The organism is Salinivibrio costicola subsp. alcaliphilus (assembly GCF_001996185.1).
GTDB classification, from domain to species: Bacteria; Pseudomonadota; Gammaproteobacteria; order Enterobacterales; family Vibrionaceae; genus Salinivibrio; species Salinivibrio costicola.
Genome location: NZ_MUFR01000006.1, coordinates 1 through 15,923 on the forward strand (window position 1 = coordinate 1; position 15,923 = coordinate 15,923).

14 protein-coding genes are annotated in these 15,923 nt (G+C 51.6%); 11 read left to right on the top strand and 3 right to left on the bottom strand.

What is annotated here, in order from left to right:
* Window positions 1-180 precede the first annotated feature (180 nt).
* Complete coding sequence (locus tag BZJ21_RS03085; protein WP_236719509.1) at window positions 181-1,695, top strand: AbgT family transporter; 1,515 nt, start codon at window positions 181-183, stop codon at window positions 1,693-1,695.
* A gap of 118 nt (window positions 1,696-1,813) precedes the next feature.
* The gene (tadA, locus tag BZJ21_RS03090; protein ID WP_021023010.1) at window positions 1,814-2,359 is read left to right on the top strand and encodes a tRNA adenosine(34) deaminase TadA; all 546 of its coding nucleotides are present in this window, start codon (window positions 1,814-1,816) and stop codon (window positions 2,357-2,359) included.
* On the opposite strand, the gene BZJ21_RS16555 is transcribed toward tadA, so the two are convergent.
* Window positions 2,356-2,517 carry a hypothetical protein gene (locus BZJ21_RS16555; RefSeq protein WP_021023011.1) on the bottom strand — a complete coding sequence of 54 codons (162 nt, stop codon included), beginning with the start codon at window positions 2,515-2,517 and terminating at the stop codon, window positions 2,356-2,358. The two genes, tadA and BZJ21_RS16555, sit on opposite strands and share 4 nt — an antisense overlap.
* A gap of 7 nt (window positions 2,518-2,524) precedes the next feature.
* Window positions 2,525-4,033, bottom strand: coding sequence for a membrane-bound lytic murein transglycosylase MltF (gene mltF / locus BZJ21_RS03095; protein WP_021023012.1), 1,509 nt, complete (start codon window positions 4,031-4,033; stop codon window positions 2,525-2,527).
* Between the two features lie 339 nt (window positions 4,034-4,372).
* Here mltF and purL point away from each other — a divergent pair, with 339 nt between their 5' ends.
* Window positions 4,373-8,263 (top strand): phosphoribosylformylglycinamidine synthase, encoded by a 3,891-nt coding sequence (gene purL / locus BZJ21_RS03100; protein ID WP_077669104.1) that lies wholly within the window; start codon window positions 4,373-4,375, stop codon window positions 8,261-8,263.
* A 147-nt stretch (window positions 8,264-8,410) separates the two neighbouring features.
* The gene (gene glnB / locus BZJ21_RS03105) at window positions 8,411-8,749 is read left to right on the top strand and encodes a nitrogen regulatory protein P-II (RefSeq protein ID WP_021023014.1); all 339 of its coding nucleotides are present in this window, start codon (window positions 8,411-8,413) and stop codon (window positions 8,747-8,749) included.
* A gap of 143 nt (window positions 8,750-8,892) precedes the next feature.
* Here glnB and BZJ21_RS03110 read toward each other — a convergent pair whose 3' ends face one another.
* Window positions 8,893-9,510, bottom strand: a complete 618-nt coding sequence (locus BZJ21_RS03110) for a YitT family protein (protein WP_077660448.1) — start codon at window positions 9,508-9,510, stop codon at window positions 8,893-8,895.
* A 552-nt stretch (window positions 9,511-10,062) separates the two neighbouring features.
* On the opposite strand from BZJ21_RS03110, the gene glyA reads away from it, so the two are divergent.
* The 7 genes from glyA to nusB all read left to right on the top strand — a co-directional run bounded on the left by glyA (window position 10,063) and on the right by nusB (window position 15,906).
* Window positions 10,063-11,313: a serine hydroxymethyltransferase gene (gene glyA / locus BZJ21_RS03115; RefSeq protein ID WP_077460282.1), complete on the top strand. Its 1,251-nt coding sequence runs from the start codon at window positions 10,063-10,065 to the stop codon at window positions 11,311-11,313.
* A 172-nt stretch (window positions 11,314-11,485) separates the two neighbouring features.
* A complete protein-coding gene (nrdR, locus tag BZJ21_RS03120) occupies window positions 11,486-11,935 on the top strand; it encodes a transcriptional regulator NrdR (protein ID WP_021023017.1) in 450 nt (149 codons plus the stop codon).
* On the top strand, window positions 11,932-13,062 hold the full coding sequence (gene ribD / locus BZJ21_RS03125) for a bifunctional diaminohydroxyphosphoribosylaminopyrimidine deaminase/5-amino-6-(5-phosphoribosylamino)uracil reductase RibD (protein WP_077669105.1): 1,131 nt from the start codon (window positions 11,932-11,934) through the stop codon (window positions 13,060-13,062). The genes nrdR and ribD overlap by 4 nt, the downstream gene beginning before the upstream one ends.
* A 4-nt stretch (window positions 13,063-13,066) precedes the next feature.
* Window positions 13,067-13,729 (top strand): riboflavin synthase, encoded by a 663-nt coding sequence (locus BZJ21_RS03130; protein WP_021023019.1) that lies wholly within the window; start codon window positions 13,067-13,069, stop codon window positions 13,727-13,729.
* Between the two features lie 10 nt (window positions 13,730-13,739).
* A complete protein-coding gene (ribBA, locus tag BZJ21_RS03135) occupies window positions 13,740-14,849 on the top strand; it encodes a bifunctional 3,4-dihydroxy-2-butanone-4-phosphate synthase/GTP cyclohydrolase II (protein WP_077460285.1) in 1,110 nt (369 codons plus the stop codon).
* A 122-nt stretch (window positions 14,850-14,971) separates the two neighbouring features.
* Window positions 14,972-15,442, top strand: coding sequence for a 6,7-dimethyl-8-ribityllumazine synthase (ribH, locus tag BZJ21_RS03140; RefSeq protein WP_021023021.1), 471 nt, complete (start codon window positions 14,972-14,974; stop codon window positions 15,440-15,442).
* The gene (nusB, locus tag BZJ21_RS03145) at window positions 15,442-15,906 is read left to right on the top strand and encodes a transcription antitermination factor NusB (RefSeq protein WP_021023022.1); all 465 of its coding nucleotides are present in this window, start codon (window positions 15,442-15,444) and stop codon (window positions 15,904-15,906) included. Before ribH ends, nusB begins: the two co-directional genes overlap by 1 nt.
* Window positions 15,907-15,923: the final 17 nt, after the last annotated feature.

A 15,923-nucleotide genomic window follows, 5' to 3' on the forward strand; every position in this document is an offset into this window, starting at 1 on the left:
CTTGTCTTCGCGTGTCATGATATCGCTCCGATAGTGAAGGAGCTATATCAATATCAGGTCATCGTGGTTATCTGAATGTGGGGAGAAATGGCCGCTTACCAAAACACAACATCGAAAATAATGGAGTTCCCAGTGAGTCAACACATTAACCCAGCAACCGATACAGGCCGACCGCGCGGCATGGATCGGTTTTTGAACATGATAGAGCGGGCGGGGAACCGCATTCCGGATCCCGCGCTATTGTTTTTTTGGGGGCTGGTCACCGTCTGGGTATTGTCAGCTATTCTCTCTCAGATCTCTTTTGATTCAGTCCACCCTTTGACTGGTGATGCTGTCCAAGTCAAAAACCTGCTCACCGGTGATGCGCTCGCCCACTTTTTAGCCAATATGGTTGACACTTTTACAGGTTTTGCGCCGCTTGGGATTGTATTGGTTGCGATGTTAGGGGTGGGTGTGGCTGATCAGTCAGGCTTTATCACCACCGGTTTGAAGAAAATGCTGAGTGTGACGCCGAAGCAAGCACTCACACCCATGCTGATTTTGGTGGCGATCGTGTCACACACGGCGGCGGATGCAGGCTATGTACTGGTGATCCCACTCGGCGGGATTATCTTCCACGCGGCGGGGCGTCATCCGCTAGCGGGGATTGCCGCCGCTTTTGCTGGGGTGTCGGGAGGCTTCTCGGCCAACTTTATTCCGTCTGGCATTGATCCTTTGCTGGCAGGCTTTACCGAGTCGGCCGCACACGTGTTGGATGACAGCTACCAAGTTAATCCCCTCGCTAACATCTACTTTACGGGCTTGTCGTCTATTTTAATCGTGGCGCTGGGCTGGTTTGTGACTGAGAAAATTGTCGAGCCACGCTTAAATCGCACACCGATTGATGAGGATGCCGAAGAGGCGCCTGATCTGGGCTCATTCACCACCATTGAAGGTAAAGCCTTTAACCGTGCCGGATTGGCGATGCTGGCCGGGATTGCCGCGCTGGTGGCGGCCTCATGGCCGGAAACCTCGCCGCTTCGGTCACCGGCGGGCGAGCTCACCGCCTTTGATGCACCGATTATGCAATCGATCGTGCCGCTCATTTTTGTGCTGTTTATTATTCCAGGCATTGTGTATGGCAAAACCGCAGGCACCTTTAAAACCAGCCAAGATGTGATTAAATCCATGTCTGACACCATGGCGACCATGGGCGCTTATATGGTGATGGCATTTTTCTGTGCGCAATTCTTAGCCGCATTCACACAATCAAATATTGGTACCTTGTTAGCGCTGAATGGCGCGGAGCTATTGCAGTCAATGAACCTGCCAGGTGAGATGACGATTGTGGGGATGATTTTGCTCACCGCACTCGTGAACCTGTTAATCGGTTCTGCGTCAGCGAAATGGGGTCTGATTGGACCGATTTTGGTGCCAATGCTGATGGTTGTCGGTATTTCCCCTGAATTGTCACAAGCGGCCTATCGTGTCGGGGATTCCGTTTCGAACATTATCTCGCCATTAATGGTGTTCTTCCCACTCGTTGTGGTGTATTGCCAGCGCTATGTTAAAGCAACAGGCATTGGCACCGTGGCGTCAATGATGATCCCTTATTCATTGACCATGCTGGTGGGCTGGACCTTGTTCTTGCTAGCGTATTGGGCATTCGGATTGCCACTGGGTATTCAAGCAAGCTATCAGTATCTGGTGCAATAACGGTCACATAGAGCGCGTATCGTCTATCATAACGTTGCAGACACAAGCCGGCCTTCGAGCCGGCTTATTTGTGTCGTATACTAGCGATGAATTACATAGCCAATAAATCGAGGTTGGAATGAACGAGCCACAAACGTCGGATACGATTCACGACGTTTATATGCGCCAGGCGATTACACTGGCCGACAATGCTGAGCAAGAAGGTGAAGTGCCTGTCGGCGCCGTGGTGGTGTATCAAGGTGAAGTTGTTGGCACGGGGTGGAACCGAACCATTACCCAGCATGATGCCACTGCCCATGCCGAAGTGATGGCCTTACGCCAAGCCGGCCAAGTGCTGGGTAATTATCGCCTATTAGACGCGGATCTTTATGTGACACTCGAACCGTGCCCGATGTGTGCGGCGGCGATGGTGCATGGCCGTGTCAGAAAGGTGTATTTTGGCGCGCCGGATCCCAAAACCGGCGCGGCTGGCTCGGTGATGAACCTACTCAGTTATGAAGAGGTAAATCACCATGTGCAAAGCGAGGGTGGGGTATTAGAAGCTGAGTGCCGTGCGCAACTGCAAGCGTTTTTCCGCCGTCGTCGTGCTGAAAAAAAGGCTGCAAAAAAAACAGCCCGTGGTGAGGCTTCTATTGTGTCGTCTGATTCAGACCAAGCGTCTTAAAACGCCTCATCAAACGCGGCAAACTCACGAATCGCAAACGCGCGTTGGCGCCATAGTACTTTCTTGTGCATATTTTGGCGCATGCGCTTGCGACGGTTAGCCGATGAAATATTGTTTTTACGAAAGCTTTGTTTCACCAGCCGTTTTTTTGGCACCATAGGATCCTCATTGCGGTTGCTTTTCTGATTGCGATATTGGGTTTTGTTCAGAGCCCTCTGGCGTAGTATCCGGCGCTGGTTCAGCAACTTGCTCGGAGGATGGCTCGGGCGCAATGATGGTTTGCAGCCCACCGAGCGATTCGACTTGCTGACTGTCCAGCGACTCTATATGTGCTTTTTCATAGCCTAGAATACTCTGATAATAACGGCGAATATTCTCAACATAGCTTAGCGCTTCATAGCCACGTGCATAGCCGTATCGCGTTTGCGTGTAATATTGGCGCTTAGCGAGCAAGGGAAGTCGCTGTTTCACATCACTCCACGAGTTAGGATTGGCACCTTGCGCTTCAGTGAGTCGCCGTGCATCCATCATATGACCAAAGCCAATGTTGTAAGAGGCGAAAGCAAACCAAATCCGCTCGTGTGGGTTAACACTGTCGGGAATCCGGTCGAGCATACGCTGCAGGTAGAGTGAGCCGCCTTTGATGCTTTGTTCGGGATCCAGACGGTTGCGCACGCCGACGGATTTAGCGGTCGGTAACGTCAGCATCATCATCCCACGTACCCCTGTGGGAGATATGGCGCGTGGGTTCCAGTGCGATTCTTGATACGACAAGGCGGCAAGCAGGCGCCAATCAAAATCGTTCGCATGCTTTTTGAAAAGGGGCTCCCACTGCGGAAGTTTGCTTTCTATGGCGCGCAAAAATGCGCGGGTATCGACGTAATCAAATTGATTCACGTGGCCAAAATACTTTTCTTCTAAAATTGCCAATTCACCGGTTTGGTTCAGCTCACCAAAAAAATTCACCATCAGGGCATAGGCGCTGCTGTCGCCCTGCTTTTTCATAAACCAGGCGACGGGCTCATCTTCACTCAGCGCCATGGCGACGGCAATATCAGGTTGGGTGCGTTGCATTAAGGCAATATCGACGGAGTCGGCAATGGTAAAATCGATATCACCGTCTGCAACCTGTTTAAGCAGTTCATCGTCGTCGGCGTCTTGCACAACTTTCCAGCTTAAATCGGGGTGATCGTTTTTAAGCGATTGTAAGGTGAGATCGTGACTCGAACCTTCCACTACCGCCATTACCGCGTTCTCGCGGTTAAAATCGCCAACATCGCGAGGGCGCCAATGTCCCTTTTTATACACCACTTGTTGGCTGACAAAATAGTAGGCGGGGCCGGGGCGAAATTGGGCCAAGCGTTGGTCGGTAATGGTGAGTCCTGCAGCAATTAAATCGACATCACCGCGCTCTAATGCAGGAAAGAGGCCGGATAACGTATAGGTCGGCACCATTTCCAGCTTTACGCCAAGCTTGTCAGCAAAACGTGATGCAAGTTCGTAATCCAGCCCGGTCGGGCCATCAGGACCAATGTAATAAGAAAGTTCGTTATTGAGCGTTCCGACTCTTAGCACGCCGCGGTCGCGGATTTTTTCCAGTACGGTGCGATCGTCGAAGTGCCAATCACACCCCGTTAATACCAGGCTAACTACCAGCACGACAAGGCTAGTCATCCATGATTTCAGAGAAAAGTCACGCTGTATCAAAGGCTGTCGCTCGCAGTTGCTGGCTAGCGTGGTAGTGCTAGCGATGATCGATAGACGCCACATTCTACGTGAATAGGTTGGATACGGATAGAGGGAAAATTTTTTGCGCAAACGGTTGCGTCAGGTGTGTTGTCGCTAAGGATTTTGCCCTATAATGGCCGCCGTCTGCTTAAAAGGCCAGCGAAAACGCATTTTTGCGTGTTCAAACCACTGCGGTCAAGAGCGTGGTGATACCCAAGTTATCGTGCCAGGATGCGTCAATTTGGGTATACCCTTTCATTTACCGCTAACGAGAGACGTACGCACATGGATATTTTGCGTGGTTCCCCCGCACTGTCTGAGTTTCGTGTCAATAAACTACTGGCCAGCTGCCAAGCGCATCAGTTACCGGTCACGGCACTGTATGCTGAGTTTATTCATTTCGCTGATTTGCATCACCCTTTGGATAGCGCGAGTCGCGAGAAGCTCGAAAAGCTGCTGACTTACGGACCCACTTTACCGCCGCACGCACCTGAAGGGACGCTGTTTCTCGTTACGCCTCGTCCCGGCACCTTGTCGCCGTGGTCATCCAAGGCAACCGATATTGCCGATAATTGCGGGTTGGACGCGGTGAAACGTTTAGAGCGTGGTACCGCGTACTATATTCAACTCTCTGCGCCATTAACTGATGAGCAACACGCAACCTTAATCGGATTGTTGCACGATCGGATGATGGAAACGGTATTTAGTGAGCTTGAGGCCGCTGAGGTGCTGTTCGAGCAAGCGGAACCTGCGTCGATGCACAGCGTGGACATTCTCTTGGGAGGTCGAGCCGCTTTAACTGAGGCAAACCAAGCCTTAGGATTGGCTCTGGCAGAAGACGAAATTGACTATCTGGTTGAGAACTTTACCCAGCTGGGGCGTAACCCTAACGACATTGAACTGATGATGTTTGCGCAAGCCAACTCAGAGCATTGCCGCCACAAAATCTTTAACGCCGACTGGACCATTGATGGTGAAAAGCAGCCTAAATCGCTGTTTAAGATGATCAAAAACACCTATGAGCAAACCCCAGATAACGTGCTGTCGGCGTATAAAGACAACGCGGCCGTAATGACGGGCTCAAACGTCGGACGCTTTTTCCCGACGCCAGAGAGCCACAGCTATCAGTATCACCATGAACCTGCCCATATTTTGATGAAGGTGGAAACCCACAACCACCCCACCGCGATTTCACCGTGGCCAGGGGCCGCGACCGGCTCTGGCGGTGAGATTCGTGACGAGGGTGCGACCGGTGTCGGCGGTAAACCCAAAGCAGGGTTGGTCGGTTTTTCCGTCTCTAATCTGAAAATCCCGGGCTTTATTCAGCCGTGGGAGCGAGACTATGGCAAGCCTGAGCGGATTGCCACTGCGCTCGATATTATGCTGGAAGGCCCGCTAGGCGGTGCGGCGTTTAATAACGAATTTGGCCGTCCTAACTTGCTGGGCTACTTCCGTACCTATGAGCAATCAGTGACCTCGCATGCCGGTGAGGAAGTGCGCGGCTATCACAAGCCGATCATGCTCGCAGGCGGAATGGGCAACATCCGCGACGGCCATGTGCAAAAAAGTGAGATTGACGTCGGGGCCAAATTGATTGTGTTAGGTGGCCCGGCGATGAACATCGGTCTTGGTGGCGGAGCAGCATCGTCGATGGCATCCGGCCAGTCGGCGGAAGACTTGGACTTTGCCTCGGTACAACGTGAGAATCCAGAAATGGAACGCCGTTGCCAAGAGGTGATTGATCGCTGCTGGCAGCTTGGCGAGGATAACCCAATTGCCTTTATCCACGATGTGGGCGCGGGTGGCCTTTCAAATGCGATGCCAGAGCTGGTTGATGATGGCGGCCGCGGCGGGTGTTTTAACTTACGTGATATTCCGAATGATGAGCCGGGAATGAGCCCGCTCGCCATTTGGTGTAACGAGTCACAAGAGCGTTACGTCTTGGCGGTCAAACCCGAAAACCTGGCACTTTTCGAAGCCTTGTGCGAGCGTGAACGCGCCCCGTACGCAGTCATTGGTGATGCCACCGACGCGCGTCACCTGTCGCTTGAAGATAGCCACTTCGGTAATAGCCCTATCGATATGCCGATGGATATTCTGCTGGGTAAAGCGCCCAAAATGCACCGTGACGTTACACGCCAACAAGTGACAGGTACCGCGCTAAACACCCAAGGCATTGAACTGGCACAAGCCTGCGAGCGTGTTTTACGCTTGCCAGCAGTGGCGGAGAAAACCTTCTTGATCACCATCGGCGACCGCTCGGTGACCGGATTGGTTGCGCGTGACCAAATGGTTGGCCCGTGGCAAGTGCCGGTGGCGAACTGTGCGGTGACGGCGGCCAGTTATGACAGTTATCACGGCGAAGCGATGGCGATGGGCGAACGTACCCCGGCCGCCTTGCTCGATTTTGCTGCCTCTGCCCGCATGGCAGTGGGTGAAGCGTTGACCAATATCGCCTGTGCCGATATTGGCAGTCTGACCAACATTAAACTGTCTGCCAACTGGATGTCCGCGGCGGGTCACCCGGGCGAAGATGCTGGCTTGTACGAAGCGGTCAAAGCCGTGGGTGAGGAGCTGTGTCCTGAGCTATCACTGACCATTCCGGTGGGTAAAGATTCGATGTCGATGAAAACTCAGTGGCAGCAAGACGGTGAAAACAAAACGGTGACGGCACCGATGTCGCTGATCATCACCGCCTTTGGCCGCGTGGAAGATGTGCGTCGTACCGTGACCCCACAATTGCGTAGCGATAAAGGTGACAGCCACCTGATTGCGATTGATCTTGGTGAAGGCGCGCAGCGTCTGGGCGCAACCGCGCTGGCTCAGGTGTATCATCAATTGGGCGATAAGCCTGCCGATGTCACCAACAGCGCCCGCCTAAAAGGCTTTTTCAATGCGATGCAAACCTTGGTGGCAGAGCAAAAACTGCTGGCGTATCACGACCGAGCCGATGGCGGACTATTCGTTACCTTGGCTGAAATGGCCTTTGCCGGTCACACCGGTATTGACGTGGACATCGCCCGTTTAGGCGACGATGCCTTGTCGGTGTTGTTTAACGAAGAGCTGGGCGCGGTGATCCAAGTGGCGACGCAAGATCTCGAGCGTGTTAATGCGGTGTTGGATGAACATCAATTAACCGCATGCAGTCACCTGATTGGCGGCCTAAGTGATAGCGATGAGATTATCGTGCGTCACGGTGAGGCACCTATCTATCAAGCCAGTCGCCAGCACCTACGTCAGATTTGGGCTGAAACCACCTATCAAATGCAAGCGCGACGCGATAATCCGGACTGTGCACGCCAAGAGTTTGACGCCAAACAGGCGGCCGATCCTGGGTTGCACGCTAGTCTGAGCTTTGATGTGCACGAAGATGTTGCTGCGCCATATATCGCGACCGGTCAACAACCGACCATGGCTATTTTGCGTGAGCAAGGCGTGAACTCGCATGTGGAAATGGCCGCCGCCTTCGATCGCGCTGGATTTAACGCTGTGGACGTTCATATGAGTGACATTCTCTCAGGACGCGTTAGTTTGGACGGTTTCCAAGGGCTGGTGGCCTGTGGCGGTTTCTCTTACGGTGACGTGTTAGGCGCTGGTGAAGGTTGGGCGAAATCCATTCTGTTTAATAGCCGTGCGCGCGACCAATTTAGTGCCTTCTTTGGCCGTGAAGACACGCTAGCACTTGGGGTGTGTAATGGCTGCCAGATGCTATCGAACCTGCATGAACTGATCCCAGGGGCTGCACACTGGCCACGATTTGTTCGCAATGAGTCCGAGCGCTTTGAAGCCCGCTTTAGCATGGTGGAAGTGCAATCAAGCCCATCCGCCTTTTTTGCTGGGATGGCAGGGTCACGGATGCCCATTGCGGTATCGCATGGTGAAGGACGGGTAGAAGTGCGCGATGCTGAGCACTTGGCGGCGATTGAGGCGTCAGGCACGATAGCGCTGCGTTACACCGATAATCACGGCCAGCCAACACAAGCGTATCCTGCCAACCCGAATGGCTCACCAAATGGCATTACCGCGCTGACTACCGAGTCGGGCCGTGTGACCATTATGATGCCGCACCCTGAGCGGGTATTCCGTACTGTCGCTAACTCTTGGCACCCAGATGATTGGGGTGAAGATAGTGCGTGGATGCGGATGTTCCGCAACGCGCGGGTTACTCTAGGGTAAGCACCGTACCAATAAAGCCGCCACACTTTGGCGGCTTTTTGGTGATATGCGAGAATCGATGGATGATTTTTTATCCTGCTGCGATACAATTTCAGCTAAACAACTGATCCATCAGGACCGGCTGCGGCCAACGAGAAGGATAACGGAATGAAAAAAATTGAAGCCATCATCAAGCCATTCAAACTCGATGACGTACGCGAAGCGCTGGCAGACGTCGGGATTACAGGGATGACCGTCTCAGAGGTAAAGGGTTTTGGTCGTCAAAAAGGCCACACTGAACTATATCGTGGTGCCGAATACATGGTGGACTTTCTGCCTAAGGTGAAATTGGAGGTAGTGGTGTCTAATGATGTTGCTGAGCAATGTGTCGATACCATTATTGAGACCGCGCAAACCGGCAAAATTGGTGATGGTAAAATCTTTGTCTTTGACGTTGAGCGTGTGGTGCGTATCCGTACCGGCGAAGAAGACGAAGAAGCGATTTAATTGCACGGGTTAGACTAATACGGCAAGCAATAAAAAGCCAAGCGTGATGCTTGGCTTTATTGTATTCACGGTGTAGATAGCGTATTCACGGTGTAGATAGCGTATTCACGGTATAGATAACGTATGCGCGGTGTAGATACTGTCTACGTGCCAGGATTGGCCGGATGCGCTTGATAGCGTCCCGGTTTGTGGTTCATCGCTAACACTAAATTGAGTACAATCGCACCGGCCACAGACCACATCAGCAGGTTCAGATCGATAAGGAAGAAAGATAACGCGAGAATGGTGCAGTCGATGCCCATTTGTAGCTTTCCTGCCGAGATCCCAAACTTGTCCTGACAATAGAGCACCAGTACGTTAAAACCGCCTAAGCTGGCATTATGGCGGAAAATCATCAACATACCGACGCCCATCAATAGTCCACCAATCACTGCACAGTAGGCGGGGGCCAGCCAAGTGATTTGAAAAAAGTAGGCAATATGATCAGCCATCACCGATACGGCGCCACCGGCAAGTAAACTGCGTAATGCAAATCGCGGACTCATACGGAACCAAGCCATTACATAAAACGGGCAATTGCAAAGAAAATACAAAGTACCGAACGATAGGTCGGTAAATTGGCTGACTAATAACGCCAGGCCTGTGGTCCCCCCGGTTAAGAGTCCGGCCTGTTGCAAGAAAAATACCCCCTGGGCGACTAAAAACGCGCCCGAGGCGATAGCAATAATGTCTTCTTTAAAGCTGTGTTGATACTGACTCACACGGCTTCTCCCTACTTAATTAGCGTGATAAAAACAAAAACGTGTTAGCAACAAAAGCCCCGCCAAAACCCAATAGGCTGGCGGTTAAAAAAGGTTAATGGGCACTGGCGACGAGTGCCTGCGGGTGCGGGCGCGCATTCTATCGCCAATGAGGCTTGGGAAACAGTCGACAACGTAAATAACCTGCGTCTTGATTGTCATTATTATGATACTCCGCTGTAAAGTGTTTACAGTGGATCGCGTGCTGCTGCGCCGTGATACAAGCCAAAACAGCCAGGTTTTAAATAAAAAAATCATCCCCCAGGCTACCTGATTGAAGGGAATTTTTGTAGAATAGCAAACGCAGTCATGGCGGTAACGAAAACGTTTGCTTAAGTGAGTCAAACGTTTGATGTTGCCTTGGCTTAATCGCTTTGATTCGCAGGTGAAAGCGATTAAGCCAGGGCGTGATCTAAAACATCACACCGAGACTAATTGTTGCTAGGTGGCCTATCGGATCCTAGCGTTCGCTTTATGGGTGATTGCCCGCCAATGTTAAGTCAGGAGAGACCAATGCTAAAGCGTGACATGAATATCGCGGATTATGACCCAGCGCTGTTTGCGGCGATGGAAGAAGAAAGTACGCGTCAAGAAGAACACATTGAACTGATTGCGTCAGAAAACTATACCAGCCCGCGCGTGATGGAAGCGCAAGGCTCTCAACTGACCAATAAATACGCGGAAGGCTACCCTGGTAAACGGTATTACGGCGGCTGTGAATACGTGGATAAAGCCGAAGCCTTGGCGATTGAGCGTGCTTGTCAACTCTTTGGCTGTGAGTATGCCAATGTTCAGCCGCACTCTGGCTCACAGGCGAATAGCGCGGTCTACATGGCGCTGCTAAACCCAGGTGATACGGTACTGGGTATGAGCTTGGCGCATGGTGGTCACTTAACCCATGGTTCGCCAGTTAACTTTTCCGGCAAACATTATCATGTGATCCCTTACGGTATCGATGAAGCCGGTAAAATCGATTACGAGCAAATGGAGCAGCTTGCACTCGAGCATAAGCCAAAAATGATCATTGGCGGGTTTTCTGCATACTCACAAGTGGTTGATTGGAAACGCATGCGTGAGATTGCAGATAAAGTCGGGGCTTGGTTCTTGGTGGATATGGCACACGTGGCTGGCTTAATTGCCGCTGGTGTTTATCCCGATCCACTGCCTTACGCACATGTGGTCACGACGACGACGCACAAAACCCTTGCAGGTCCGCGTGGTGGTTTGATCTTATCAAATGCCGGTGAAGATATTTATAAAAAGCTCAACTCTGCGGTGTTCCCTGGCGGCCAAGGCGGCCCATTGATGCACGTGATTGCCGGTAAAGCCGTCGCGTTTAAAGAGGCGATGGAGCCAGAGTTCAAAGCCTATCAAGCGCGCGTGATTGATAACGCACGTGCGATGGTGAAAGGGTTCCAAGCTCGCGGTTATAAAATTGTATCGGATTCCACTGACAACCACCTGTTGTTGGTGGATTTAATTGATAAAGACATTACTGGGAAAGAAGCCGATGCCGCGTTAGGTGCCGCTAATATCACAGTAAACAAAAACAGTGTACCGAACGATCCACGTAGCCCGTTTGTCACCTCCGGTATTCGTGTGGGGACGCCAGCGATTACACGTCGTGGCTTTACCGAGCAAGACGCCGAACAACTCGCGCATTGGATGTGTGATGTGCTTGATAACATCAACAATGAGCAAGTGATTGCAGAGACCAAAGAGAAGGTCCAAGCCATCTGCCGTCGTTTGCCGGTATATGCTTAATAAAGCAATACAGATTATCTAAAAAGATGGGCGCCTATGGGCGCCTTTTTTATATTTATCTGAGAACGAAGTCTAGTTGAGACACAAAACCCGTACTCCGTCTCCTTAGAGAGGCTTTTTCATCCTCGCAAATCGGTTACACTAGCAGGACAATATTGAGGAGACGACGCGCATGCACTGTCCATTCTGTGGTGCTACCGACACCAAAGTGATCGATTCTCGACTCGTGGCTGATGGCCATCAAGTTCGCCGTCGTCGCCAGTGTTTGGCGTGCGCTGAGCGATATACGACGTTTGAAACAGCGGAATTAGTCATGCCACGGGTGATCAAAACCAACGGTAATCGAGAGCCCTTTGACGAAGATAAATTGCGGGGCGGTATTCAACGTGCGTTGGAGAAGCGTCCTGTCAGTACGGATGATATCGAAAAGTCGATAAATAGCATTAAGTCGCGTTTGCGAGCGACGGGTGAGCGAGAAATAGGATCAGCCATGGTTGGCAACTTGGTCATGGAAGCACTGAAGGAGCTTGATAAGGTGGCTTATATCCGTTTTGCCTCTGTTTACCATAGCTTTGAAGATATTCGCGAATTTGGTGAAGAGATTGCACGGTTACAAAAATGACAACTAGCCACCAAGATCAAACGATGATGGCGCGCGCATTAGCGCTTGCGGCCCAAGGTCGCTTTACCACCACCCCTAACCCCAATGTCGGCTGTGTGATTGCTCACGGTGATGACATTGTGGGCGAGGGGTTTCACATTGCTCCAGGTGGTCCACACGCCGAAGTTCACGCCTTAAAAGCAGCGGGGGAATGCGCGGTGGGCGCGACGGCTTATGTCACCTTAGAGCCTTGCTCTCATTATGGTCGCACGCCGCCGTGTTGTGATGCGTTGGTTGCCGCCAAGGTCACGCGTGTTGTCTGTGCGATGCAAGACCCTAATCCTAAAGTGGCAGGGCGCGGTCTCGCGCGGTTACAACAAGCCGGTATTGAGGTCGTGGTCGGTGTGATGGCTGAGCAGGCCAAAGCGCTGAATCCTGGTTTTATTAAACGTATGCAAACCCAAATGCCCTATGTTCAGCTCAAACTGGCGGGCAGTCTTGATGGGCGCACCGCCTTGGCAAATGGTCAAAGTAAATGGATCACGGGTGAACCAGCGCGCGCCGATGTGCAGACATTTCGCGCCCAAGCGAGCGCTATTTTATCGACCAGCGCCACGGTATTAGCCGATAACCCCAGCCTAAATATACGTCGTAGCCAGCTTGCAACTGAGATCCTCGACCATTACCCGCAATCAGTACTGCGCCAGCCGACGCGCGTGATCTTGGATAAACATAATAAAACGTCACCTGAAGCGACCGTCTATCAGCTTGAGGGCGAGGTGATCCGAATTGTCGATATGCCAAGTAGTCAGATATGGCCGGATAACGTCCACGAATGGGTCATGCCCGACGCTTCGCTCAGCGCTATCCTTCACGCATTGGCACAACATGATATCGATAAGGTTTGGGTAGAAGCAGGCGCGAGGCTGGCGAATCAGTTATTAACTGAGTCGTTAGTGGATGAGCTGATTGTTTATCAAGCGCCGGTATTGCTGGGGGCAGATAGCCGCCCGCTGATTGCTTTAGACGGGTTGCAACGTATGGATGACGTACCGCGTTTTCATTTTAATCAAGTGACGCCTATCGGTGACGATGTTCGCCTAATCGCAACGCTCTCGGAGCATGCGGTCATCACGCAAGAGTATTAATACGATGTTTACTGGAATTATCGAAGCGGTGGGCCGAATTCAAAAGCTGACTCGCCGTGGCCAAGACATGACCCTCACCATAGAGAGTGGTGCCCTCGACCTCTCGGATGTCAAACTGGGCGACAGCATCGCCACCAATGGGGTGTGTTTAACCGTGGTTGCATTGACCGCAACCGGTTATAGCGCCGATGTGTCGTCAGAAACGCTGGCGCGTTCATCACTCGGGATCTTGTCTGTTGGCGATAACGTCAACCTGGAAAAGGCGATGTTGCCGACTACGCGTTTTGGCGGACACATGGTCTCTGGGCATGTGGATGGCCTAGGGGAAGTGACGTCAGTGAGTCAAACGGGACGTGCATGGGAGTACTGGATTGCATTACCGCCTGAACTTGCCAAGTATGTGGCGTTGAAAGGATCGATTACGGTGGATGGCATTAGCCTGACGGTGAACGACGTCAATGGCAGTGCGTTTAAGCTCACTATCGTACCGCATACGGCTGAACAAACGACAATTCAGCACTTTGCTCCGGGGCGTAAGGTGAACATTGAAGTCGATGTCATCGCCCGTTACCTTGAGCGATTGATGCTCGGAGACAAAGCGGCTGAACCGACACAATCAACGGGCGTGAGTCTTGAAACGCTCGCCCGTTCCGGTTTTTTGAAATAAGGAATCCAAGATGGCAATTAGTAGCGCCCAAGAAATCATTGATGATATCCGCCAAGGTAAGATGGTGGTATTGATGGATGACGAAGATCGCGAAAATGAAGGCGACTTGATCATTGCAGCAGAAGCCATTACGCCAGAAGCGATCAATTTTATGGCGACCCACGGGCGTGGTTTGATTTGTTTAACGCTGACTCAACAGCGCTGTCTGCAACTTGGATTGCCCTTGATGGTGTCAGATAACAATGCGCAGTTTTCCACCGCCTTTACTGTCTCGATTGAAGCGGCCGAAGGCGTGACCACTGGCATTTCGGCGGCCGACCGCGCGCGCACCGTGCAAGCGGCGGTGGCGTCAGATGCCAAAGCCGCCGACTTAGTACAGCCTGGGCATGTTTTTCCGCTCATGGCGCAAGAAGGCGGTGTACTGACTCGCGCAGGTCATACAGAGGCGGGCTGTGATCTGGCGCGCCTAGGCGGTTTTAACCCTTCCTCGGTGATTGTTGAGATCTTAAATGAAGACGGCACCATGGCGCGTCGTCCTGACTTAGAAGTGTTTTGTGACAAGCATGGTATTAAACTTGGCACCATTGCCGATCTGATTGAGTATCGTAATTTAAACGAAACGACCATCGAGCGTGTTGCCGCCTGTACCCTGCCGACCGAATTTGGTGAGTTTGATCTGGTGACCTACCGGGATACCATTGATAACCAAATTCATTACGCGATGCGTAAAGGCGAGATTAGCACCGATCCGACATTGGTAAGGGTTCATCTGCAAGATACGTTTACCGATTTACTTCGCTCCGATCGTACTGCTGAGCGCAGCTGGGGGTTGACTCGTGCGATGAAGCGCATCAGTGAAGAAGGCGGCGTATTGGTTATTTTGGGGAAAGAAGAGACGCCTGATTCCATTATCAGTAAAGTCAAAGCGTTTGAAGCGCAAGATAAAGGTGAGAAACCAGCAGGTGCCAAATGGCAGGGCACGTCACGCCGAGTCGGAATTGGATCACAAATATTAGCCGATCTGGGCGTGAAACAAATGCGTTTGCTCTCTTCATCGACAAAGCGTTATCACGCCCTGTCAGGCTTTGGTCTGAACGTGGTTGAATACGTGACCGAATAAATACTGAGAGAAACGATGAGGCTCGGGCGCTTTTCCCAAGACACTGAGCATGGTGTCAATGGTAAAAAGTATGCTAGAATCGCGCGGTTTCTCATTCCGGAAAGCAAGTCACAGGAAGGCTCATGAACGTAATCGAAGGTGCATTTGCCGCGCCCAATGCGCAGGTTGCTATTGTTATCTCTCGCTTTAATAGCTTTATTAATGAGAGTTTGCTAGATGGTGCGGTTGACGCACTGAAGCGCCAAGGCCAAGTCAACGACGATAATATTACCGTGGTCCGTTGTCCCGGTGCTTACGAGTTGCCTGTGGTGACCCAAAAGTTGGCGAAAAGCGGTCGTTATGATGCGATTGTCGCGCTAGGCTCAGTGATCCGCGGCGGCACACCGCATTTTGACTATGTTGCCGGAGAATGTAACAAAGGGTTGGCACAAGTAGCGCTGGAGTATGAAACCCCAGTTGCTTTTGGTGTGCTGACGGTAGACACCATTGAGCAAGCGATCGAACGCGCAGGTACCAAGGCTGGTAATAAAGGGGCAGAGGCTGCACTGAGCGCGCTTGAAATGGTGAATGTTCTGTCCCAGATTGAATCCTAATGGGGGTTAAAGTGAAACCAGCCGCACGGCGTAATGCTCGCCAATTTGCATTGCAAGCCATTTACACATGGCAAATCGCAAAAGGGAATGTCGCTGATATTGAAGCGCAGTTTTTGGCCGCAGATAAATACGAAGAAGAAGATGAGCACCAGAAAACAGAGCCACTTCTTCGCGATCCGGAAACAGATGTTGCGTATTTTCGTACGCTGTTCAGTGGTGTTGCGCTCAGCCATCAAGAACTTGATAGCAAGATGCGTCCGTATTTGTCTCGTCCATTACAAGATCTTGACGACATGGAGCACGCCTTATTGCGTCTTGCGATGTATGAGCTGATCAAATGCGATGATGTCCCTTATAAAGTGGTCATCAATGAAGCCATTGAGTTGGCTAAACGCTTTGGTGCGGAAGACAGCCATAAATTCGTTAATGGTGTCTTGGATAAAGCGTATCCTCGGTTACGTTAATCCCTCCTTACTAGGCC